Source organism: Blautia sp. DFI.6.71, assembly GCF_020593585.1.
Taxonomy (GTDB): domain Bacteria; phylum Bacillota; class Clostridia; order Lachnospirales; family Lachnospiraceae; genus Blautia_A; species Blautia_A wexlerae.
The window spans coordinates 1-21,554 of record NZ_JAJDMJ010000051.1 but is presented as its reverse complement, the minus strand read 5'-3'; the positions used below and the strand labels follow the sequence as shown (position 1 = coordinate 21,554).

The window sequence follows — 21,554 nt, the reverse complement described above, 5'->3', positions numbered from 1 at the left end:
TTTATTTATTCTAAAAGATGACGGGGCAACATTGATAAGTTCACACGATATATTCAATTATTATCAATGTTTAGCGCCAATACTTTCATAGAACGCTTCCATCTGTGCCTGCTGACTGTTGAGTCCTTTTTCTTCCAGTTTCGCACTTAAAGTGATCATCTTCTTGTACTCATTCGGAATGAGTTTCTTGAAGTGTGGCAGATAGTAATCAAAGTCAGCGAGAACTTTCGCACCGAGTTTGGAGCCTGTAGCTTCTACATGGGCTTCGATCAGGTCGCGGAGTTCTTTTTTGTCATATTTGTTTTCCACTTTTTCGATGGAAATCATAGCCTTGTTCAGGTTCTTGTAAAGAACATTATCCACATCCAGTACATATGCGATACCGCCGCTCATACCTGCTGCAAAGTTCTTGCCAGTCTTACCAAGTACGACTACGCGGCCACCTGTCATATATTCACAGCCGTGCTCTCCTACGCCTTCTACAACTGCAGATGCACCGGAGTTACGAACTGCGAAACGCTCACCTGCAACACCATTGATAAATGCAGTACCGCTGGTTGCACCGTAAAGGGCAACATTGCCTACAATAATATTCTCTTCTGCTTTGTATGCAGCTTTCTCCGGAACCTTCAGGATCAGTTTACCACCGGAAAGTCCTTTTCCGAAGTAATCATTGCTGTCACCGGTCAGTTCCAGTGTAAGTCCTTTGGGGATAAATGCACCGAAGCTCTGTCCGCCGGCACCGTTGCAGTGTACAGTGATGGTGTCATCTGCAAGTCCGTTTTTATTCTTTCTGGTAATCTCTGCACCAAGGATGGTTCCGAATGTACGGTCAATGTTTGTCAGGTTTACAGAAAGCTCTGTTTTCTGACCTTTATTGATGGCATTTGCGCATTTCTTAACCAGAACCTTTTCATCCATGGTCTTTTCCAGTTCGAAGTTATATACGGCTTTCGGGTCAAAAGTAACTTTCTGGTCTTTGCCTGCGAACGGATTGTTCAGGATTGCACTTAAGTCTACTTTGCCCTGATGTGGTTCCTGTACGTTGTCTGTCTGAACAAGGAGATCTGTACGGCCTACCATTTCACTGACTGTACGGAATCCGAGCTTGGACATGTATTCTCTTAATTCCTGTGCGATAAAGCGCATGAAATTCTCTACATATTCCGGTTTACCTTTGAATCTCTTACGAAGTTCAGGGTTCTGTGTTGCCACACCAACCGGGCAGGTATCCAGGTTACATACACGCATCATAACGCATCCCATGGTTACAAGCGGAGCTGTTGCAAAACCAAATTCCTCGGCACCCATTAATGCTGCGATCGCAACGTCACGACCACTCATAAGCTTACCGTCTGTCTCAATGCGGACACGGTTTCTCAGACCATTCTTGAGCAGTGTCTGATGTGTTTCTGCAAGTCCAAGTTCCCATGGAAGTCCTGCATTGTGGATAGAACTTCTCGGAGCTGCACCTGTACCTCCGTCATAACCGGAGATCAGGATCGTCTGTGCGCCTGCTTTGGCAACACCTGCTGCAACTGTGCCCACGCCTGCTTCAGATACCAGTTTAACAGAAATATCTGCATATTTATTTGCATTCTTAAGGTCATAGATTAACTGTGCCAGGTCCTCGATAGAATAGATATCGTGGTGCGGTGGCGGGGAGATCAGGCTGACACCTGGTGTAGAATGACGGGTTTTGGCAATCCATGGATATACCTTCTTTGCAGGAAGATGTCCGCCTTCACCAGGTTTTGCACCCTGTGCCATCTTGATCTGGATTTCTCTTGCAGATACAAGATAACGGCTGGTTACACCGAAACGTCCGCTGGCAACCTGTTTGATTGCGGAGCATCTGTCATCGCTGCTTCCTGCAGAATCCAGTCTCTCGTCACTTTCACCGCCCTCACCTGTATTGGATTTTCCATGGAGGTGATTCATGGCGATTGCCAGTGTCTCATGTGCTTCCTGTGAAATGGAACCATAGGACATGGCACCTGTCTTAAATCGTTTTACGATATCATCTACGCTCTCCACTTCTTCAAGTGGAACCGGAGTCTCAGCAAACTTAAAGTCCAGAAGTCCTCTTAAGTTTCCGTGGTTTTCTTTATCTACCAGATCTGTGTACTGTTTGAACAGATCGTAGCTTCCAGTCCATGTGGACTGCTGCAGAAGATGAATAGTCTGAGGATTGTAACGATGTTCCTCTCCCTGGCTTCTCATCTTGTGTGCGCCTACGCTGTCCAGTGTTAGGTCTGTCGGAAGTCCTAACGGGTCAAATGCTTCTGAGTGAAGCTTCTCTACATTCTCTTCGATGTCTTCCAGTGTGATTCCGCCTACACGACTGACTGTACCAGTAAAGTATTTCTCGATCACATCTGAGGAAATACCGATTGCCTCGAAGATCTGAGATCCCTGATAAGACTGGATGGTGGAAATACCCATCTTGGAAGCAATCTTTACAATACCGCTGATGACTGCATGATTGTAGTCATCTACTGCTGCATAATAGTCTTTCTCCAGCATATGGCTGTCGATCAGTTCATGAATGGTCTCAAGGGCAAGGTACGGGTTGATGGCACTTGCACCGTAACCAAGTAAGGTTGCAAAGTGATGTACTTCTCTTGGCTCTCCGGATTCCAGAATGATGGCAAGAGAAGTACTCTTCTTTGTTTTTACAAGGTGCTGATGAACTGCGGATACTGCCAGAAGTGACGGGATTGGCATATGATTTTCATCTACTCCCCTGTCTGAAAGAACAAGGATGTTTGCACCCTCACGGAATGCTTTATCTACTTCTACGAAAAGACGGTCAATAGCTCTCTCAAGCTTGGTGCTCTTATAATATAAGGTAGAAACAACTGCTGTCTTGAAGCCCTCATGCTTGAAGCTCTTGATCTTCATCATGTCTGTATTTGTCAGAATCGGATTGTTGATTTTTAATACCTGACAGTTTTCCGGTTTCTGCTCCAGCAAGTTTCCGTCCTTGCCAACATAAACGCTTGTGCTGGTAACGATTTCCTCACGGATTGCATCGATTGGAGGATTGGTAACCTGTGCGAAGAGCTGTTTAAAGTAGTCAAATAATGGTCTGTTCTGTTTGGAAAATACTGCAAGTGGAGTATCCACACCCATGGCTCCGATGCTCTCTGCTCCGTTTAATGCCATGTTTCTGATGGAAGTACGATACTGCTCATAAGTATAACCGAATGCTTTCTGCAGACGCGCTCTCTGCTCTGGTGTGTACTCTTCCGGTCTCTCATTCGGGATCTTGATATCCTTTAACTGTACCAGATGACTGTCAAGCCATTCACCGTATGGCTGCATTTTTGCGTAGCCCTCTTTCAGCTCATTGTCATCGATAACTTTTCCCTTTACAGTATCTACCAGGAGCATTTTTCCAGGATGAAGACGCTCTTTTAATACGATCTTCTCTTCCGGAATTGGCAGAACACCTACCTCTGAGGAAAGGATCATATAGCCGTCAGAAGTAATATAATATCTGGATGGACGGAGACCATTTCTGTCAAGGACTGCACCCATAACATCACCATCAGAGAACAGGATAGATGCAGGTCCGTCCCATGGCTCCATCATAGTTGCATAGTACTGATAAAAGTCACGTTTTGCCTGGGAAATGGTGTCATTGTTTGCCCATGGTTCAGGGATTGTGATCATCACTGCAAGAGGCAGCTCCATGCCACTCATTACCAGGAATTCCAGTGTATTATCAAGCATTGCAGAGTCGGAACCATTTCTGTTTACAACAGGGAGCACTTTATGAAGCTGTCCCTCCAGATATGGTGATTCCATATTTTCTTCTCTTGCAAGCATCTTATCTGCGTTGCCGCGGATGGTGTTGATCTCACCGTTGTGTACCATAAAGCGGTTCGGATGTGCTCTCTCCCAACTTGGGTTTGTGTTGGTACTGAAACGGGAGTGTACCATAGCGATAGCAGATTCATAATCCGGGCTCTGGAGGTCTTCGAAGAAAGTACGAAGCTGTCCAACCAGGAACATACCTTTGTAAACGATGGTACGGCTGCTCATGGAAACTACATAAGTATTATCATTACTCTGTTCAAACTCACGTCTTGCAATGTAGAGCATACGGTCAAATGGAAGACCTTTTTCCACATCTTCCGGCTTTTTGATAAATGCCTGCATAATACATGGCATACATTCTCTTGCCTTGTGTCCAAGCACTTCCGGGAATACTGGGACTTGACGCCATCCAAGAAGTTCCAGGCCTTCTTTCTCAAGAATGATCTCAAACATCTTCTTTGCCTGTGCGCGTTTGATCTCGTGCTGCGGGAAGAAAAACTGTGCGATGCCATATTCTCTCTCATCGCCAATCTCAAATCCCTCTTTCTTACAGGCTTTCTTGAAAAATTTATGGGAAATCTGGAGAAGAATACCTACACCGTCACCGGTTTTGCCTTCTGCATCCTTACCTGCACGGTGTTCCAGATGTTCTACGATCTTTAATGCATTTGCAACAGTATCGTGGGTTTTCTTGCCTTTGATATTGACAACTGCTCCGATACCACAGTTGTCATGCTCAAATTCAGACCGGTACAGACCTTGCTGTTGCTGCTGTTCTCTCACTTCTTTCATAATCTCCTCATCCTTTCTATTTTTTCTGCTGTTCTTCACTTATTAGTATCAAGTACGCTCCAGCGTACTTGCTGTAAGCTGCGCGTCATGCTTTGCATGACATTTACCTCTGCGCAGTTCTGCAATCCGCCGGAGGCTTTCAAAAGTAATTAATTACTTTTGAAATCTACAGCCGCCTGAATAAATCCTCTGAATAAAGGATGTGCATGGTTCGGGCGGGATTTGAATTCCGGATGGGCCTGAGTTCCTACATAGAACGGGTGCCCTGCAATCTCGATCATCTCTACGATATGATTATCAGGGGAAGTTCCTACGATATTCATTCCCTTCTCCTGAAGTTCTTTACGGAATGCATTGTTTACTTCATAACGATGTCTGTGGCGCTCATGGATTTCTTTTTTGCCAAAGAGTTCATAGGATCTGGAACCTTCTGCAAGAATACATGGATAGCTTCCAAGTCTTAAGGTTCCACCGATATCTTCGATATCTTCCTGATCCGGCATTAATGCAATTACCGGATGCTTTGTCTCCGGATTCAGTTCAATACTGTTTGCATCTTCGTATCCAAGTACATGGCGGGCAAATTCTACGATTGCCATCTGCATTCCCAGACAGATTCCAAGATATGGAATCTTATGTACTCTTGCGTACTGTGCTGCCAGGATCATTCCTTCTGTACCTCTGTTTCCGAAACCACCCGGAACCAGGATACCATCGACATTATGAAGCTGCTGATCCAGATTCTTCTCTGTCAGTTCTTCGGAATCGATCCAGTCAAGCTCTACCTTGGCTCTGCAGGAAATTCCGCCATGTTTCAGTGCCTCTACTACACTGAGATATGCATCATGAAGCTGTGTATATTTTCCTACAATTGCGATCTTTACTGTTTTATTCGGATTTCTCAGACTTTCTACCATTTCCTCCCAGTCACTTAAATCCGGTTTTCTGTTTTCCAGACGGAGACTTGAAAGAACTACATCTGCAAGCTTCTCTCTTTCCATTGCAAGAGGAGCTTCATATAAATATTCCACATCCAGGTTCTGAAGTACATGTGATACAGGTACATTGCAGAATAAAGCGATTTTTTCTTTAATGTCCTCTGTCAGCTCATGTTCACTTCTGCACACCAGTACATCCGGCTGGATTCCCATTCCCTGAAGTTCCTTTACGCTTGCCTGTGTAGGTTTTGTTTTCAGTTCTTCAGATGCCTTTAAATAAGGAATTAATGTTACGTGGATCAGGATTGCATTGTCATGTCCCACATTGAGCTGGAACTGACGAATTGCTTCCAGGAACGGTTGGCTTTCAATATCACCGACTGTTCCTCCCACCTCGATAATGGCAATCTTGTTTTCCTCCGGTGATTTGGCGCGGTAGAAACGGCTCTTAATCTCATTTGTAATATGAGGAATTACCTGTACGGTACCCCCGCCGAAATCCCCGTGACGTTCTTTTTGAAGAACAGACCAGTAAACCTTACCGGTTGTCACATTGGAATTTTTATCAAGACTCTCATCAATGAATCTCTCATAATGTCCCAGATCCAGGTCTGTCTCTGTACCATCGTCTGTTACAAAAACTTCTCCGTGCTGAATCGGGTTCATGGTTCCGGGGTCGATATTGATATAAGGATCAAACTTCTGCATGGTTACCTGGTATCCTCTCGCTTTCAGAAGACGCCCCAGAGATGCAGCTGTGATTCCCTTTCCAAGACCGGAAACAACTCCTCCTGTAACAAATACGTATTTCACTGCCATTTTGATTTCCTCCTCCATCATCCTTTGTTAATAAAAAAGCGTCAGATGCAGCTATCAGAGGGCACTTGACCCATCTGGTATTCTGCATCTGACGCCTTTGTCAGATCATCATATCTTCTATAATATATATGTTCAATTGGCTTTCTTTAAAAATATGCTATACTATAAAACATTTTTTTTCGTTTGTCAATAATGAATTTCCCGTTTTTAAGCAAAAACAAATCAAATAAGTTCCTTCTGATAAACTATGAAGCAGTTATATTTTATGGAATTACTCTGAACACAGTCATAATACAGAAAAAACGAATCTGTAGAAGTTCATCTTCCAGACCCGTCTTCTCTGCAATAATTATTCGGTTATAAAAATGCAAAATTTATGCAACTGCAAATTTCTTCAATGTACGATCAAATTCCCGACTCTCCCCGTGGCAGTCTACTGTCAGTTCTCTGGTCAGATCCAGACTAAGTACACCAAGGATTGATTTGGCATCAATTAAAAATCTGTTGTAATAAACATCAATATCAAAATCACATCTGCTTGCAGCATTCACAAATTCCTGCACCTCTTCAGTTGCATTTAACTTGATTTTACTCTGTGACATCGTGATCACCCTTTCTGAAAACATTCTTTGTTTTTTTCTATCAGACGCCCATATTATGTTCCACATTTCAGAATTTGTCAAGTTTTTAAATTTATCCAATTTTCATAAAGCGCAGGGGTTCTATTGTGCATTTTATTCGTTTATATATGTTTTCACAGCATTATTTTATACATTATGTATGGTTTCATTCTATATTGGTTTTACCATTATGTGAGATTGATTCCATATATCATCGACAGGTTTCTGCATTTTTTATGAATTTTTGCGACTTAACACTTCACAATATCTGAAAACTCCGCATTTGTATAATCCGGAATCTCCATCGGATAATTTCCATCGAAGCATGCCTTACATAAGGGCAGGCCGCCCGCCATTCCTTCCAGATAATCTGTCTGCATGTAGCCAAGAGAATCTGCTCCGATCATTTTACAGATTTCCTCCGTGCTGTGGCTGGCTGCAATGAGCTGATCATTTGACGGCACATCCGTTCCGAAATAGCATGGATGTAAAAATGGCGGTGAACTGATACGTACGTGCACTTCCTTTGCTCCCGCCTCTTTTAACATGTGGATCAGGTTTGCAATGGTTGTTCCACGAACAATAGAATCATCCACCAGAACAATCCTCTTATCTTTTACAACAGATTCCAGCACACTCAGTTTCAGATGAACGCTGGACTCACGTTCTTCCTGAGTCGGTTTGATAAATGTTCTTCCAATATAGCTGTTTTTATAGAACGCAAATGCAAACGGGATTCCTGATGCTTCGGAGTATCCCTTTGCAGCAGGGAGTCCGGACTCCGGTACACCTGTTACAAGATCTGCCTCTACAGGATACGACTTGGCAAGAGATTTACCGCCGCGGATTCTGGCATCATAGACCTTCACCCCATCAATGGTACTGTCAAGTCTTGCAAAATATATATACTCAAACACACAATGCGCGCGTTTTGCAGCAGCAGACGCAAGCTCTTTATTTGACTTCAGTCCGTCTTTTGTGATCGTAAGAATCTCACCCGGCTCAATGTCACGGATAAATTCCGCACTTACAGATGTCAGAGCACAGCTCTCAGAAGCAATAACATAAGCATTTCCTCTTTTACCGAGACACAATGGTTTCAGTCCATATGGATCGCGGACTGCGATCAGTTTTCTCGGGCTCATAACTACCAGACCATATGCACCTTTGATCTTCTTTGCAGTCTTTAGCACTGCCTCTTCTACTGTTTTAGAATGCACACGTTCTCTTGCGATATGGAACGCAATAACCTCTGAATCTGTAGTTGTATGGAAAATCGCTCCATTCTGGATCAGTTCCCATTTCAGTTCCGGTGTATTAACCAGATTTCCGTTATGTGCAAGTGCAAGAGTTCCCTTTACATAAGACAAAACAAGGGGCTGTGCATTCTCTGCAACAGAAGCTCCTGTTGTGGAATATCTTACATGACCAATACCAATATCTCCCTCATATTTACGGACAACATCCTGTCTGAGAACTTCACTTACAAGTCCCAGATCCTTATGAAACTTCACATTTCCACGCTCTCCCTTAGTATCAGAAACTGCAAGTCCGCAGGATTCCTGTCCTCTGTGCTGCAGGGAAGTCAGTCCATAATATATGGACGGAACTACATTGCCGCCATCCAGATCATAAATTCCAAAGACGCCGCACTCTTCTTTTATTCCAGCCATCTGATTTCCTCCGATCGTATTCTCTTGTCTGACTTTAACTTTACTTTCAAAACCCGCTGACATTGTTTTCTTATGTTTGGCGGGTTCCAAAATCAAATTATAATAATAGAAACAAATTTGTCAACCTATCCTTTTTTTGTCATATCTCAAAAATTTTTTCTGAATTTTTTCAAAAAAAGTGCTTGACATCTGTTTTCATTTCGTTTATAGTACAGCACATAAAGCAAAGGCGCTTTGGAAAGATCTACAGAGATCTCATCCAAGGCGCCTTTTTCGTTTTATAAAACTTTCGTTTCATAGAAAATGTTCGATGAGGAATTTTCTATGAGACGAAAACCGCAGGCAGTCACAATGGTGATCTGTAGCGGCACTACACATATTCAGAAAATATTGCAAACCGAAAGGAGAGTACCTATATGGCACAGAATATCCCTGAACTGTACGGCAGCCTGGTCTTCAACGACAAAGTAATGAGAAGTAAACTGCCAAAAGACATGTACAAAGCATTAAAGAAAACAATCGAGAGCGGTACACACCTTGAACTTGATGTTGCCAACTCCGTTGCTGTTGCAATGAAAGAATGGGCTACCGAGAACGGCGCCACTCATTATACTCACTGGTTCCAGCCAATGACAAACGTAACTGCAGAGAAACATGACAGTTTCATTTCTCCTACAGGAGATGGTCAGGTGATCATGGATTTCTCAGGTAAAGAACTTGTAAAAGGTGAGCCGGATGCTTCCAGTTTCCCGTCAGGCGGTCTTCGTGCCACATTCGAGGCAAGAGGATATACAGCATGGGATCCGACATCACCGGCATTCATCAAAGACGGAACCCTTTACATTCCTACAGCATTCTGCTCCTACAGCGGAGAAGCTCTTGATAAAAAGACTCCTCTCCTTCGTTCCATGCAGACACTTGATAAAGAAGCTACAAACCTTCTCCATATAATAGGAAATAAAGATGTCAAACACGTAAATACAACTGTAGGTCCTGAACAGGAATACTTCCTGGTAGACAAGGAATTATACAAACAGAGAAAAGACCTTGTATTCTGCGGACGTACACTGATCGGTGCTCCTGCTCCTAAGGGCCAGGAAATGGAAGATCATTACTTCGGTGCTCTGAAACCTCGTGTCGCAGCTTATATGCATGACCTGGATGTAGAGCTCTGGAAACTTGGTATTCCTGCCAAAACAAAACATAACGAAGTTGCTCCTGCACAGCACGAGCTGGCTCCTGTATTCGATACAACAAACGTTGCGGTTGACCACAACCAGTTAACAATGGAAGTAATGAAGAAAGTTGCCGACAAGCACGGACTTGTATGCCTTCTTCACGAGAAACCATTTGAGGGAATCAACGGAAGTGGTAAACACAACAACTGGTCTATGATTACAGATACCGGTGTAAATATCCTTGATCCGGGAAAAACACCTGCTGAAAATACACAGTTCCTGATTTTCCTGACAGCTGTTATCAAAGCAGTTGATGAATACGCAGATGTACTTCGTATTTCTGTAGCAAGTGCAGGAAATGATCACCGCCTTGGTGCAAATGAGGCTCCGCCTGCTGTTGTATCCGTATTCCTCGGTGATGAACTGACAGAAGTATTAAAATCTATCGAAAATGATGAATACTTTGCAGGAAGCCGCGCAGTCCAGATGGATATCGGTGCAAAAGTACTTCCACATTTCGTAAAAGACAATACAGACAGAAACCGTACTTCACCATTCGCATTTACAGGAAACAAATTTGAATTCCGTATGCTTGGTTCCGAGGCTTCTGTTGCAAACCCGAACATTATCTTAAACACTGCTGTCGCTGAATGTGTTCACCAGTTTGCAGAGCAGTTAAAAGATGTACCGGAAGACAAGATGGAGGATGCAATCCACGAACTGATCAAGAAGACAATTATTGATCATAAACGTGTTATCTTTAATGGAAACGGTTATACAGATGAATGGATCGAAGAAGCTGAGAAACGAGGTCTCTTTAACCTGAAATCTACACCGGATGCTCTTCCTCAGTGGATCGCAGATAAAAACATTGAACTCTTTACCAAATATCATATCTTCACAAAAGAAGAAATTGAATCCCGTTATGAGATCTGGCTGGAATCCTATTCCAAGATTCTTAACATTGAGTCCAATACTATGGTTGAAATGGTACAGAAGGATTTCCTTCCATCTGTATTCGCATATATCGACAAAGTTGCAGCTACTGCTGTTGCTAAAAAATCAGTTGTTTCAGATGTCAGCACAGCTTCTGAAGGAAAACTGATCAAAGAGCTGTCACAGCTTGCTGATGAGATTTCCACAGGTCTTGAGACCTTAAGGGCAGACACTGCCAAAGCGCTTGCTACAGAAGATCCTCTGGCTAATGCAAAAGCATACCAGACAGTTGTTCTTTCTGATATGGATGAACTCAGAAAATCTGTAGACGCAGCAGAAACTCTGATCCCGGATGCACTGCTTCCATATCCTACATATGACAAGCTTCTGTTTTCCGTTTAACTAACAGGTAATAACAGGGGAATATCTTTATGAACTCTACTTCATAATTCATTATCGATTTCCTCATCCATTAATCACACGATATTTTGATGTTCCCCTGTTTTACATATAATTGATTTTAAGGTGCATTGCATACAGTCATACAAAATATCTATTGCATCAGTTATACAATACACTGTAAATATGGATTTTATATTCGCAAAAGCGCGATGAACTGGCTACATTTCCAGGCATTGCGCTTTTTGCATTTTATAAAATATGAGGAAATTTTTATGAGGGAGGAATATTATTATGGAATTTTCCGCAGTAAACACAATATGGGTGCTGGTCGGCGCCGCACTGGTCTTCTTTATGCAGGCCGGATTCGCAATGGTAGAAACAGGCTTCACACGAGCCAAAAACGCAGGTAACATTATTATGAAAAACCTGATGGACTTCTGTATCGGAACCCCGGTCTTCTGGCTGGTCGGCTTTGGTCTGATGTTCGGTGCAGGTAATGGATTTATCGGAAAGATCGGTGGTATTGCAACAGAAGCACACTATGGTTCAGGAATGCTTCCTGACGGAGTTCCCTTCTGGGCATTCTTAATCTTCCAGACAGTATTCTGTGCAACATCCGCAACAATTGTTTCCGGTGCAATGGCAGAACGTACCAAGTTCCTTTCCTATTGTGTCTACAGCCTTATGATCAGTCTTGTTGTATATCCGGTATCCGGACACTGGATCTGGGGCGGTGGATTTATCAGCCAGATGGGATTCCACGATTTCGCAGGTTCCTGTGCAGTACATATGGTAGGTGGTGTGGCAGCTCTGATCGGTGCCATCATCCTTGGACCTCGTATCGGTAAATATACAAAGGACGGCAAATCAAAAGCTATCCCTGGACACAACCTTACAGTTGGTGCTTTAGGTGTATTTATCCTCTGGTTCTGCTGGTTCGGATTTAACGGTGCTTCCACAGTCAGTATGGAAGGCGATGCAATCGTAAGTGCAGGTAAAATCTTTGTTACTACTAACCTTGCAGCAGCTGTTGCAACTGTAACTGTTATGATCATCACATGGGTACGTTACAAAAAACCGGATGTTTCCATGTCTCTGAACGGTTCTCTTGCAGGACTTGTAGCAATTACGGCAGGATGCGACACAGTTTCTCCTACATCCGCAGCAATCATCGGTATTGCTTCCGGTTTTATCGTAGTATTTGGTATTGAATTTATTGATAAGGTTCTGAAAATCGATGATCCTGTTGGTGCTGTCGGTGTTCATGGTTTAAACGGTGCTTTCGGTACCCTTGCAGTTGGTCTCTTCTCCGACGGTTCAGGCACAGACTGGAAAGGACTTCTTACAGGCGGCGGCTTCCACGGATTTGGTGTTCAGTTCACAGGTATGATCATCACAATCGCATGGGTTGTTGTTACTATGACAATTATCTTCCAGGTAATCAAACATACAATCGGACTTCGTGTTTCAGCTGAAGAAGAGATCGCAGGTCTTGACTCCAAAGAACATGGTCTTGCAAGTGCTTATGACGGTTTCGCAATGGCAGGTGTTCCGACTCCTATGGGAACTTCCGTAAAAGCTCCTGTTATTACAGCCAGACCTTCCGCTCCTGCTGAATCAGTTCCTGAACTTCCGAAAGAAGGAGTTCATAAACTTACTAAAGTCGTTATCATCACACGTCAGAACAAACTTGATGAATTTATGCAGGCAATGAATGAGATTGGCGTTACAGGTATCACCATCACAAACGTACTTGGATGTGGGGTACAGAAAGGTGCTCCATCCTACTATCGTGGTGTTGAGATGGAAATGAATCTTCTTCCTAAGATCAAAATTGAGATTGTTGTAAGTCTCGTGCCTGTACAGAAGGTTATTGAAACTGCCAAGGCAGTCCTCCATACCGGTCAGATTGGTGATGGTAAAGTATTTGTATATGACATTGAAAATGTCGTTAAGATCCGTACAGGCGAAGAAGGTTATCTCGCACTGCAGGATACAAAGTAAATTATTTATCAACAATCAGGTAATATTAATAAGAGACATCAGCGTATTGATTGCTGGTGTCTCTTATTTTAATCTTTCTTTCTAACAATTCCAATGGCGTTAAAAAACAGGCAGTATATTTCATGTAAATATCATAGCCACGATATCGGAAGCCTATTGTATTATATCTGGTAGGAAGTGTGTCAAGTGCAAGAACCGCTTTTTAATCTTTTGGGAAAAATCCTCTGCATACTCCCGGTATTTAAATTGCTGAAGGATATATTTCTTTTTTCCTTCACATCCAGCTTGCCGCTCTGGGCAATTACAACTTTGTATTTTCTTTTTTCCATCCGTACCCCTTATATTGCATCAATTTCTGCCCATGCTTCTTCCACTATCTGCACTCTGTCACTTTCCATATCATCAATGGCTTCATCCAGCCTTGACAAAAGAACATCCATTGCATCATTGATTGTATAAGTTGGTTCATGGGATTTTGTTGCCTGTGCCAATGCCATAACCATCACCCTTTCTTGAAATAGCACTTTTGTTTCTATTTTTATCATACCACGAACCACCGGAAATATCTATATATTTTAAATTTGTCTTTATAACCCAAACACAGAATACTGTTTTTGGGACGTTTTTTAGAATTTGTCCATTTGTAGTTTCAATTAAAAAAGTAAATAAAAGTGCTGCCGCACCAAACTTTTCAGTGCGGCAGCCCATACAGCTATTTACCTATGCCTCGTTTATATTAAATGTTTTTCCTTAAAGCTCCCGAAGGTAATCGGCACTAACATAACGGTAAATGCCGCCAAGAGAAATTTTGGCCCACCCATTACTGATAGAATATACATATACTTTTGTGCCATAATTCAATGTGCCTACTATTGTATATTGTGTTCCAGGGCCTGATCTGATATTTACATCCGACCCTGTGCACTTGTAATATCCCGGTACGCTTCTCGTGACAGAGCTTGTTTCAATTCCTGTATTTTCCGCAGCAAGCACCGGCATTGCAAATGAACTTGTCAAAAGAATTGCACTTATGACCAAACACACTACAAATGAGTTTTTTCTCATATACTTCATAATCTTTTCCTCCCATAATTTTTTTACACCATATCATCATCCTTGAGAACCTGGACGTGCTTTACTATAAGGTTCCTGCGTAGTTCCAACCACGACCCCATCTTTATTCAGTATATTACCTGTTTTGGGATCTATATGAGAACCGGCTGGTGGCGTCCATTTTCCCGACTCATTCACTGTACCAAGCGCATCTTCCAATTCCTTTTTCGTTCGGGGCGTTTTCAGTTCTGGCGTTGGTGCCGAGCTGCCGTCTGCATTGTCTGTATTGTCAGTACTCTCAATAGTTTCTTCTTGAACAAATGATTCTCCTGAAGTCCTGTTATTTTTAGACGTATCTCCATTATCTTTATCACTGCAGCCTGTACATAACACCATTATTACAAACAACAAGCTAAAAACAACTTCTTTCTTATGTGTCATTTTAATCTTTTACCTCCATTATGCCCGTTTAACTACTCCGAACCGAACTACTCAATTTAAAGTGATAGAATTCTATCATTGTCCCATTGGAATCCACTCCCTTTCAATGAACAAACTGAATTAACTGTAAATAAAGAACTTTGATCAAATCAATGACAAACTTTATTATCTTTATTTTTGCCATGATTTCAACCCCTTTTGCACCAAACGACATTTACAGTCTGTTTTTGGTCGATTTACACATTTTCTTTACGATACAAGGTACTTGTAAGCCTGCTGTCAGTAATATCCCAACAGAAAAACAGATTGTATAGATGTACTTTCCCAGCAAAAATAAAGCTATATCTAACAGCCCAAACAGTATCACGAAGAACACTGTTGTTTTTTTATATGTCCTTTTCTCGTTAGTATCAAGTCTTCTGTTTTCACTGTCTATTGGACTAAATGTAATCAGGCTCACAGACGCAATAACTGTAGCTATTGCCAACTTCAAATCACATTGCACATGCATTGATAACATTATGCACAGAAACAATAGAAAACCAGATCCAAGAATACAAGTGTGCAAATTTTTTGCATGATAACCACCACTAAATTTTCTCAGAACCACAAACGGAAAAATAAGAGCAACTCCGTGTTTTACGCTTCCCAAGCCAAAGCCAATAACTCCTGCAAGGATAAGTGGTGATACCAATAGAAAAAAACTATATAATGCATACTTGTAAAGTTCCTTATCCGCCTCGTTTATCGCATTACACCGGATCATCCAATTTACTACTGTATCTGTACATTTTTCCATTACTTGTTTCTCCTGTAGTTCATTAATTCTTTCGGTGCCTTAGGCTGATACATGATAAGACAAGAAGCTGTGTTAGCTTCTGTCCGTAACACAACATCTAATGCTGCTTTCATTCCTTTTGCAACCGATTTAGTTACCTCTTTCTTCATAATGACCTCTCTCCTTTCCACTAAAATTTGTCATTGATTTTCACATAAGCAATCATATACCACTTTAATCAAATAAACGACCCCTTTGGAATGAACGGAATGATTCTTTACAATATTGGATAATTTCCCTCTTTTCTACGAAAAATAATATGTGATACAGAATTATTTATATATAAATATCAGTTTGTTTGATATATTGCAGAATAGTTCTTTGTTACATTCTTCTTTTTATTTAGTTCTATTGGTAAAATTCTACTGAAAGAAGGTGGGATAAATAGAATTTCAATATGAAGGTATGGGAAACCGCATCAAAATACGCAGAAAAAAATTACGGATAAAACAGGCAGAACTTGCCGAAAGATTAAATATATCCAATAACCATATGTCATCAATCGAAAACGGAAGGCAAAAACCAAGTCTGGATATTTTCATTCAGATTTGTAATTTACTCAATGTTACACCTGACTACCTTCTGCTCGGCAGTATGCACGCTTATAATATTCCACAGGATATTATTGATAAACTACGGTTATGTAATCAATCCGACATAGAGCTTGCCGGAGACTTTATCGAACTGCTTGTAAAACGAAATAACAAAGCAACACATAATGAACCAAAATTGTAATTAAATTGTCTTTTCATACGCATTTTTTGCATTTGGAAATTCTATGTGATAAGATGTACACATACATCTATTTAGAAAGTCAGGTGAAAAAATGCGTATTTTAATTTGTGATGATGACACTCTGATCATTGAACAATTGAAGAAGTATATCGAATCCTACTTTGAGTCCAACCATTTAAAATGTCCTGAATTAGTTTCTTTTACCAGTGGTGAAGCTTTGTTAACTGACAAAGGTGAAAAGGATATTGTTTTTCTGGATATCGAAATGCCTGGCATGAATGGAATCTATGTTGGGAATGAATTAAAAAAAGCAAATAGAAATGTGATCGTTTTTGTTGTCACCTCTTATTCTGAATATTTGGATGAAGCAATGCGTTTTCATGTATTCCGTTACCTTTCCAAACCTCTAGATAAGCAGCGTTTTTTCCGAAATCTGAAGGATGCCTTAGCTTATTACAATTCCATTACACTCAAAATTCCTGTGGAAACAAAACAGGCGGTATATTCGTTTCCTGCTTCGCAGATTATTGCCATAGAAGCTCAGGGGCGAAAAGTAATTGTACATACTGCCCGTCAGGACTTTGACTCTATTCATAATATGAATTACTGGTTGGAAAAGCTTCCCCAAAACAGTTTTTTTCAGACACACCGGAGCTTTATTGTTAACTTCGAACATATTGTGGACTTTGATCACTCCACCGTACATTTATCAAATCCTCAGATTACCGCTTACCTGACACGCAGGAAATACAGTTCCTTCAGAAATGCATATCTACTATATCTGGAAAGCATGAGGTGAAAATAAATGGAATATATTATTTTACTTATTTTTAGTTTTTTTACAGAAGCGGTTATCTTATGGCAGTACGCCGCCAGCCTTTTTTCCCCTTCTCATAGCGGTAAAAAGAGACTGACTCTATTAAGTGTTCTTTATGTACTGTTGTTTTTTCTTTCCCTGCTTGGGCAAACATGGCTGAATATTATCAGTTTTTTTGTGATAAACACTGTTTTCCTCTATATAATGTTTAACCTCAAGTTATTATTGGCACTCTTCCATTCCGCTATACTTACAGCGATTATGGGAATATCTGAACTTGCAGTTTTGGGGATGATATCAAGATTCTTTCCCCATTTTCTCTTAGAAGCAAGTGTCGGACTTGTTTTTTATACCGTATTTAGCAAAATTACCTTTTTTGCAGTCGTTTACTTGTTAAGTTGGCTCTTCAAGGGGAACAAAGCAGCTCAAGAACCGTACGGTCACTCCGAAATTCTCTTGATGTTCATCCCGCTTTCCTCTATTCTTATGATGTTTACTCTTCTTTCTATTGGTGAAACAACCGCATATGCCCCACCGGTTGATTTTCTAGTAACAATCTGTGCCGTTTTTCTGTTGCTGGTCAACCTACTTGTATTTGGAATCAACCAATATAACGCAAAAAGATCACAGGAATATGCCGATTTGCAGTTACTGCTCCAGAAAGAATCCGATTCTGTTGAATACTATGAAATGATGCTTGCACAAAACGAGAACCAGAGCATTTTGATCCACGATATAAAGAAACATCTTCAATCAATCAGATTACTGAACGAAAAAAATGATTCCGATAAAATAAATGACTATATACAACAACTCATGGAATCTTCCGACTTAAAGGAAACCACAAAACTCTGTGATCATGAAATGCTAAACTCCATTCTGTGCCGCTATCAGCGCCACTGCAATGATAAGCACATTATTTTTCACACTGACATCAGAAGCGGCACGGTACAACATATATATCCGCGCGATTTGACTTCTTTATTCTGTAACTTATTGGAGAATGCAGTGGAATCAGCAGAGAATATTCCAGACTCTTTTATTGAGCTCACCGTACAAAAGAAAGAAAATTCACCCTTTCTTATTATCATACTCATCAACTCCTGCCAAAATACCCCTGTATATAATCCAGAGGGACTTCCTATATCCCATAAATCAGACAATGGCAGACATGGATTCGGAATCAAAAGCATTAAAAAAGTCGTAAAACAGTACCATGGAAATTTGCAAATGTATTATGATAATGATTCCGGTACCTTCCATACAATCCTAACCTTAAAGCAGTAAATATTAAAATCTGGCAATCGCAATTTTATACGATTGCCTTTTTACATATTTCAGCATGCATTGATGTTGTTTTATATCACTATAAATGAGCAAGTTCGTGATTTTGCATAAAAGAAAGAGATCTTTTCCTGTTATGTGTGTCGATGGCCGATCGAGATATTTTTCAGGCAATGTAAAAACCGTCTGGCACTGGATACATACCAGATCCGTTTCTCAAAGGAAATACAGAGATACTGGCTGCTGATGTCACTAGCACATTGTATTTGTGTCACAGGAACTGGCAAATATCGATCTTTTCAAGATGGATATCATCGAATCTGTAGTGCCGTTCATCAGGAAAAGTATCAGTATCTATTCCTATGTGCAAAAGCAAGTGATGATTTTGAAGCATTTATGAAATTAGCAGGATAATTTTGTGCATTTTTTCAAACTTGCTCATTTATAGCAGGATATATTATCCTGTCAATTGAATCTGAAAGGGGCTGTTGTAATGAGAAAAAAATTAAATATTACAGAAGGCATTTTTCCTATGCCTGTATTGATGGTTGCAACCTATAATGAAGACGGAAGCATCAATGTAATGAACGCTGCCTGGGGTACGATGCAGGAACGTGACACAGTTGCATTGAACCTTACCGAGACCCATAAAACCGTACAGAATATCAAAGCACGCGGTGCATTTACCGTCAGCATCGCGGATGCCGCACATGTAACAGAAGCTGACTATTTCGGTGTAGAATCCGGTAATCGCGAGCCTGATAAATTTGCCCGCAGCCGTCTGACCGCCACAAAATCTGAAACTGTAGATGCTCCGATTATCAATAATTTTCCTCCTCGAACGAAAAGACAGTCAGACAAACTCAGCCTGACTGCGCTAAATATTACCTGTCTGATTTTATACGGTATCCTTCCTATTCATGTGGTGACAGCCTGGGCAGATTCCAGCGGTAATGTGCTGCCAGATATCGGATCAGCACCACTACAATTGATGATACTACCATAGCCTGTACATTTCCCACAAATCGATTCATATATACGCATACAACTGCACCAATGATGGAGGCACAGGCATAGATATGTTTTACAAAAATATACGGCGGTACACTCGCCATCATATCTCTAAGCAGACCGCCGCCTACTCCCGTAATGGTTCCAAGAAATACAAGCAGGAACACATTGTCCATATATCCCTGGCGGATTCCTGTATTTACTCCTACTACTGTAAAAATCCCAAGCCCGACAGAGTCCATTGCCAGCATGATTTTATCGTAGGTCTCACGCCTGTGCCCCTGAAGCAATTCTCTCTTGAAATAAAAAATAAAGAAAACAATGCAGGAAGCAAGCACTGACACCAGTGCATATACAGGATTGGTAAATACAGCCGGAGGGATGATCCCCAGAACAATATCCCTGATCATTCCTCCGCCTACTGCTGTTGCAACTCCCAGAACGCTCACGCCGAAAATATCCATATTCCGTTCAACGCCCACCATCGCTCCGGAAGCAGCAAACGCCACTGAACCGGCCATTTCCATAACAAATGTTACAATTGACTGATAATCCATATTTGTTTTTTAACTCCCCATCCTATCTTTCTTTTATAATCCCAGAAAACAATGCAACTAATGCACTCCTGCAAAGCACGAAAGACAGGAAAATGCTGAACTGTCTTAATTGCATTATTTTCTGGAATTGCTATAAAAATATCAGTAAATCTCCGTTCATCACTTAATGTTTTCATAATTGAAGCAGGAGATTCCACTGAATTATCCAAGATAAAAAGTCGATTTTTTGAACGTCACGTGAAAGAGTCTTTACTCTCAATCAGTATCAGAAAATCGACTATTTATTCCATTTCATATAGATAAACTTATATACTTCGCGAACACCTTCAGCATAGTATAGTAAGTGAATTACTCGGCAACTGAGTTACCAGAGCATCTGAATTAAGGCGGGATACCGCCTTTTTTTCAGGGTGCATCCATGACACCACTACTGTTTGCTCTTTAGAGCTATACAGCTACTTTTATTATTTCCGGTGTCTTCAGTCCGGTTACGGACAGTTCTCTTTTTACTCCGGATACGGAGTGATATTTTCTCAGGATATTATATGCGCCTACGGCATCTGCGTTATAGGTTCTGTTTCCATCTCTATACAATCCTCTCTCTTTCCGTTTGGACGGCTCTGCATATCTTTTCCCCACTTTCGGTGACAGCGGACTGCACTGGCTGGTATAACTTTCTTCCTGTTTTATAAAACGGATCCCATATCTTTTCAGCTTATATTCCAGCATGATGTAGATCCTGTTATACGGCAGACTGTGGAACTTCTGGTTTGTCCTGTGTCCCAGGTCTTTTTCTCTCCGGATATTCCGGATATCCCCTGCAACGACACAGGTGATCCCCTGTTCCCGGCAGTATTCTGCAAGATACCTTGTGACCTTGTGCAGATAATCCGTTACTGAATCATGTTTTCTCTTATATAACTTCCTGATATGTTTTGATGTAGCCAGATACTTTACTCCCTTTCCGGACTGCTGCCCATACCACTGGGCCTGCACCCTTGCGATCTCTTTATGGAAATATCTTTCCAGTGCAAGGTACTTCCTGCCCAAGATAAACGTCTTACCGTTCCCGGAATCATAACACGTCATAAGATTATGGAGTCCCAGATCAATGGACAGTTCATGTCCGTTCTGTGGAAGTTCTTCCTGGCCAGAAACCTCATAAACAACAATAATTTTACAGTTTCCCTTCTCCGGCGGATAGATCCGCAGCTGTTTGATCTGATCCATGCCCCTGAAAATCTTATTTTCAAGGTAAAGAAAGTTTTCATGGATCTGATACGTTTCTTCCATATATTTTTTTAATGCCTTTGGAAGGGACAGGCGGACTCTGCCCGTATCCCGCTCATGCACGATCCCCATCTGCATATAGGTAATGGGGATACTTTCCTGCTTAAACCGCGGCGGTCTGGGAGTCTCGATCCCCCCGGATCTTTTCAGGGCATAAAAAGACTTCCATGCCTTGTCCAGCAGCTTGCAGACTTCCTGGGCCGTCTGGGACGGGAGCTGTTTATACCACAGATCCTCTTTATGGGCTTTTTTCTGATAATACCAGTCCGGATGCTGCTCTATCCCAGTTTCTTTGTAATGCTGACGCTCGTAATTACAGACATTCCAGAGCTTGGATGCTG

Annotated in this window: 18 protein-coding genes; 6 read left to right on the top strand and 12 right to left on the bottom strand. The window is 41.4% G+C overall.

What is annotated here, in order from left to right:
- Positions 1 to 63 precede the first annotated feature (63 nt).
- The 4 genes from gltB to purF form a co-directional block, all read right to left on the bottom strand.
- The gene (gltB, locus tag LJE12_RS16095) at positions 64 to 4,617 is read right to left on the bottom strand and encodes a glutamate synthase large subunit (RefSeq protein ID WP_118572933.1); all 4,554 of its coding nucleotides are present in this window, start codon (positions 4,615 to 4,617) and stop codon (positions 64 to 66) included.
- Between the two features lie 149 nt (positions 4,618 to 4,766).
- Complete coding sequence (locus tag LJE12_RS16090; protein WP_173681432.1) at positions 4,767 to 6,374, bottom strand: CTP synthase; 1,608 nt, start codon at positions 6,372 to 6,374, stop codon at positions 4,767 to 4,769.
- 374 nt (positions 6,375 to 6,748) lie between these two features.
- Complete coding sequence (locus tag LJE12_RS16085; protein ID WP_020993699.1) at positions 6,749 to 6,976, bottom strand: HPr family phosphocarrier protein; 228 nt, start codon at positions 6,974 to 6,976, stop codon at positions 6,749 to 6,751.
- A 269-nt stretch (positions 6,977 to 7,245) separates the two neighbouring features.
- The gene (gene purF, locus LJE12_RS16080) at positions 7,246 to 8,667 is read right to left on the bottom strand and encodes an amidophosphoribosyltransferase (protein WP_227227088.1); all 1,422 of its coding nucleotides are present in this window, start codon (positions 8,665 to 8,667) and stop codon (positions 7,246 to 7,248) included.
- Positions 8,668 to 9,083: 416 nt separating this feature from the next.
- Here purF and LJE12_RS16075 point away from each other — a divergent pair, with 416 nt between their 5' ends.
- Both LJE12_RS16075 and LJE12_RS16070 read left to right on the top strand, forming a co-directional pair.
- Positions 9,084 to 11,183 carry a glutamine synthetase III family protein gene (locus tag LJE12_RS16075; RefSeq protein WP_227227087.1) on the top strand — a complete coding sequence of 700 codons (2,100 nt, stop codon included), beginning with the start codon at positions 9,084 to 9,086 and terminating at the stop codon, positions 11,181 to 11,183.
- Between the two features lie 291 nt (positions 11,184 to 11,474).
- Complete coding sequence (locus LJE12_RS16070) at positions 11,475 to 13,187, top strand: ammonium transporter (RefSeq protein ID WP_119251485.1); 1,713 nt, start codon at positions 11,475 to 11,477, stop codon at positions 13,185 to 13,187.
- 182 nt (positions 13,188 to 13,369) lie between these two features.
- Here LJE12_RS16070 and LJE12_RS16065 read toward each other — a convergent pair whose 3' ends face one another.
- The 6 genes from LJE12_RS16065 to LJE12_RS16040 all read right to left on the bottom strand — a co-directional run bounded on the left by LJE12_RS16065 (position 13,370) and on the right by LJE12_RS16040 (position 15,629).
- On the bottom strand, positions 13,370 to 13,516 hold the full coding sequence (locus LJE12_RS16065; RefSeq protein WP_155513483.1) for a hypothetical protein: 147 nt from the start codon (positions 13,514 to 13,516) through the stop codon (positions 13,370 to 13,372).
- Positions 13,517 to 13,525: 9 nt separating this feature from the next.
- Complete coding sequence (locus LJE12_RS16060) at positions 13,526 to 13,732, bottom strand: hypothetical protein (protein ID WP_025579443.1); 207 nt, start codon at positions 13,730 to 13,732, stop codon at positions 13,526 to 13,528.
- Between the two features lie 205 nt (positions 13,733 to 13,937).
- Entirely contained in the window at positions 13,938 to 14,261 is a 324-nt protein-coding gene (locus tag LJE12_RS16055; RefSeq protein WP_020993697.1) for an SH3 domain-containing protein, read from the bottom strand.
- Between the two features lie 36 nt (positions 14,262 to 14,297).
- Positions 14,298 to 14,681 carry a hypothetical protein gene (locus tag LJE12_RS16050; RefSeq protein WP_008704932.1) on the bottom strand — a complete coding sequence of 128 codons (384 nt, stop codon included), beginning with the start codon at positions 14,679 to 14,681 and terminating at the stop codon, positions 14,298 to 14,300.
- 214 nt (positions 14,682 to 14,895) lie between these two features.
- Positions 14,896 to 15,480 (bottom strand): accessory gene regulator ArgB-like protein, encoded by a 585-nt coding sequence (locus tag LJE12_RS16045; RefSeq protein WP_022381202.1) that lies wholly within the window; start codon positions 15,478 to 15,480, stop codon positions 14,896 to 14,898.
- Complete coding sequence (locus LJE12_RS16040; RefSeq protein WP_008704934.1) at positions 15,480 to 15,629, bottom strand: cyclic lactone autoinducer peptide; 150 nt, start codon at positions 15,627 to 15,629, stop codon at positions 15,480 to 15,482. The genes LJE12_RS16045 and LJE12_RS16040 overlap by 1 nt, the downstream gene beginning before the upstream one ends.
- A gap of 295 nt (positions 15,630 to 15,924) precedes the next feature.
- Between LJE12_RS16040 and LJE12_RS20780 the strand changes: the two genes are divergently transcribed.
- The 4 genes from LJE12_RS20780 (at position 15,925) to LJE12_RS16020 (ending at position 19,361) form a co-directional block, all read left to right on the top strand.
- Positions 15,925 to 16,254 carry a helix-turn-helix domain-containing protein gene (locus LJE12_RS20780; protein WP_227227086.1) on the top strand — a complete coding sequence of 110 codons (330 nt, stop codon included), beginning with the start codon at positions 15,925 to 15,927 and terminating at the stop codon, positions 16,252 to 16,254.
- A 91-nt stretch (positions 16,255 to 16,345) separates the two neighbouring features.
- Entirely contained in the window at positions 16,346 to 17,053 is a 708-nt protein-coding gene (locus tag LJE12_RS16030) for a LytR/AlgR family response regulator transcription factor (protein ID WP_022381201.1), read from the top strand.
- Between the two features lie 6 nt (positions 17,054 to 17,059).
- Entirely contained in the window at positions 17,060 to 18,358 is a 1,299-nt protein-coding gene (locus LJE12_RS16025) for a sensor histidine kinase (protein ID WP_022381200.1), read from the top strand.
- A 490-nt stretch (positions 18,359 to 18,848) separates the two neighbouring features.
- Positions 18,849 to 19,361, top strand: a complete 513-nt coding sequence (locus tag LJE12_RS16020; RefSeq protein WP_055057567.1) for a flavin reductase family protein — start codon at positions 18,849 to 18,851, stop codon at positions 19,359 to 19,361.
- On the opposite strand, the gene LJE12_RS16015 is transcribed toward LJE12_RS16020, so the two are convergent.
- Both LJE12_RS16015 and LJE12_RS16010 read right to left on the bottom strand, forming a co-directional pair.
- Positions 19,270 to 19,923, bottom strand: a complete 654-nt coding sequence (locus LJE12_RS16015; RefSeq protein ID WP_008704940.1) for a trimeric intracellular cation channel family protein — start codon at positions 19,921 to 19,923, stop codon at positions 19,270 to 19,272. The two genes, LJE12_RS16020 and LJE12_RS16015, sit on opposite strands and share 92 nt — an antisense overlap.
- A 447-nt stretch (positions 19,924 to 20,370) precedes the next feature.
- Positions 20,371 to 21,554, bottom strand: a 1,184-nt coding sequence (locus LJE12_RS16010) for an RNA-guided endonuclease InsQ/TnpB family protein (protein WP_227292281.1), incomplete at its 5' end; no start/stop codon positions are given.

Excerpts from the sequence above, each read along its gene's own strand:
- gltB (WP_118572933.1), bottom strand. The coding sequence starts at position 4,617 with ATGAAAGAAGTGAGAGAACAGCAGCAACAGCAAGGTCTGTACCGGTCT.
- LJE12_RS16090 (WP_173681432.1), bottom strand. The coding sequence starts at position 6,374 with ATGGCAGTGAAATACGTATTTGTTACAGGAGGAGTTGTTTCCGGTCTT.
- LJE12_RS16085 (WP_020993699.1), bottom strand. The coding sequence starts at position 6,976 with ATGTCACAGAGTAAAATCAAGTTAAATGCAACTGAAGAGGTGCAGGAA.
- purF (WP_227227088.1), bottom strand. The coding sequence starts at position 8,667 with ATGGCTGGAATAAAAGAAGAGTGCGGCGTCTTTGGAATTTATGATCTG.
- LJE12_RS16075 (WP_227227087.1), top strand. The coding sequence starts at position 9,084 with ATGGCACAGAATATCCCTGAACTGTACGGCAGCCTGGTCTTCAACGAC.
- LJE12_RS16070 (WP_119251485.1), top strand. The coding sequence starts at position 11,475 with ATGGAATTTTCCGCAGTAAACACAATATGGGTGCTGGTCGGCGCCGCA.
- LJE12_RS16065 (WP_155513483.1), bottom strand. The coding sequence starts at position 13,516 with ATGGAAAAAAGAAAATACAAAGTTGTAATTGCCCAGAGCGGCAAGCTG.
- LJE12_RS16060 (WP_025579443.1), bottom strand. The coding sequence starts at position 13,732 with ATGATAAAAATAGAAACAAAAGTGCTATTTCAAGAAAGGGTGATGGTT.
- LJE12_RS16055 (WP_020993697.1), bottom strand. The coding sequence starts at position 14,261 with ATGAAGTATATGAGAAAAAACTCATTTGTAGTGTGTTTGGTCATAAGT.
- LJE12_RS16050 (WP_008704932.1), bottom strand. The coding sequence starts at position 14,681 with ATGACACATAAGAAAGAAGTTGTTTTTAGCTTGTTGTTTGTAATAATG.
- LJE12_RS16045 (WP_022381202.1), bottom strand. The coding sequence starts at position 15,480 with ATGGAAAAATGTACAGATACAGTAGTAAATTGGATGATCCGGTGTAAT.
- LJE12_RS16040 (WP_008704934.1), bottom strand. The coding sequence starts at position 15,629 with ATGAAGAAAGAGGTAACTAAATCGGTTGCAAAAGGAATGAAAGCAGCA.
- LJE12_RS20780 (WP_227227086.1), top strand. The coding sequence starts at position 15,925 with ATGGGAAACCGCATCAAAATACGCAGAAAAAAATTACGGATAAAACAG.
- LJE12_RS16030 (WP_022381201.1), top strand. The coding sequence starts at position 16,346 with ATGCGTATTTTAATTTGTGATGATGACACTCTGATCATTGAACAATTG.
- LJE12_RS16025 (WP_022381200.1), top strand. The coding sequence starts at position 17,060 with ATGGAATATATTATTTTACTTATTTTTAGTTTTTTTACAGAAGCGGTT.
- LJE12_RS16020 (WP_055057567.1), top strand. The coding sequence starts at position 18,849 with ATGAGAAAAAAATTAAATATTACAGAAGGCATTTTTCCTATGCCTGTA.
- LJE12_RS16015 (WP_008704940.1), bottom strand. The coding sequence starts at position 19,923 with ATGGATTATCAGTCAATTGTAACATTTGTTATGGAAATGGCCGGTTCA.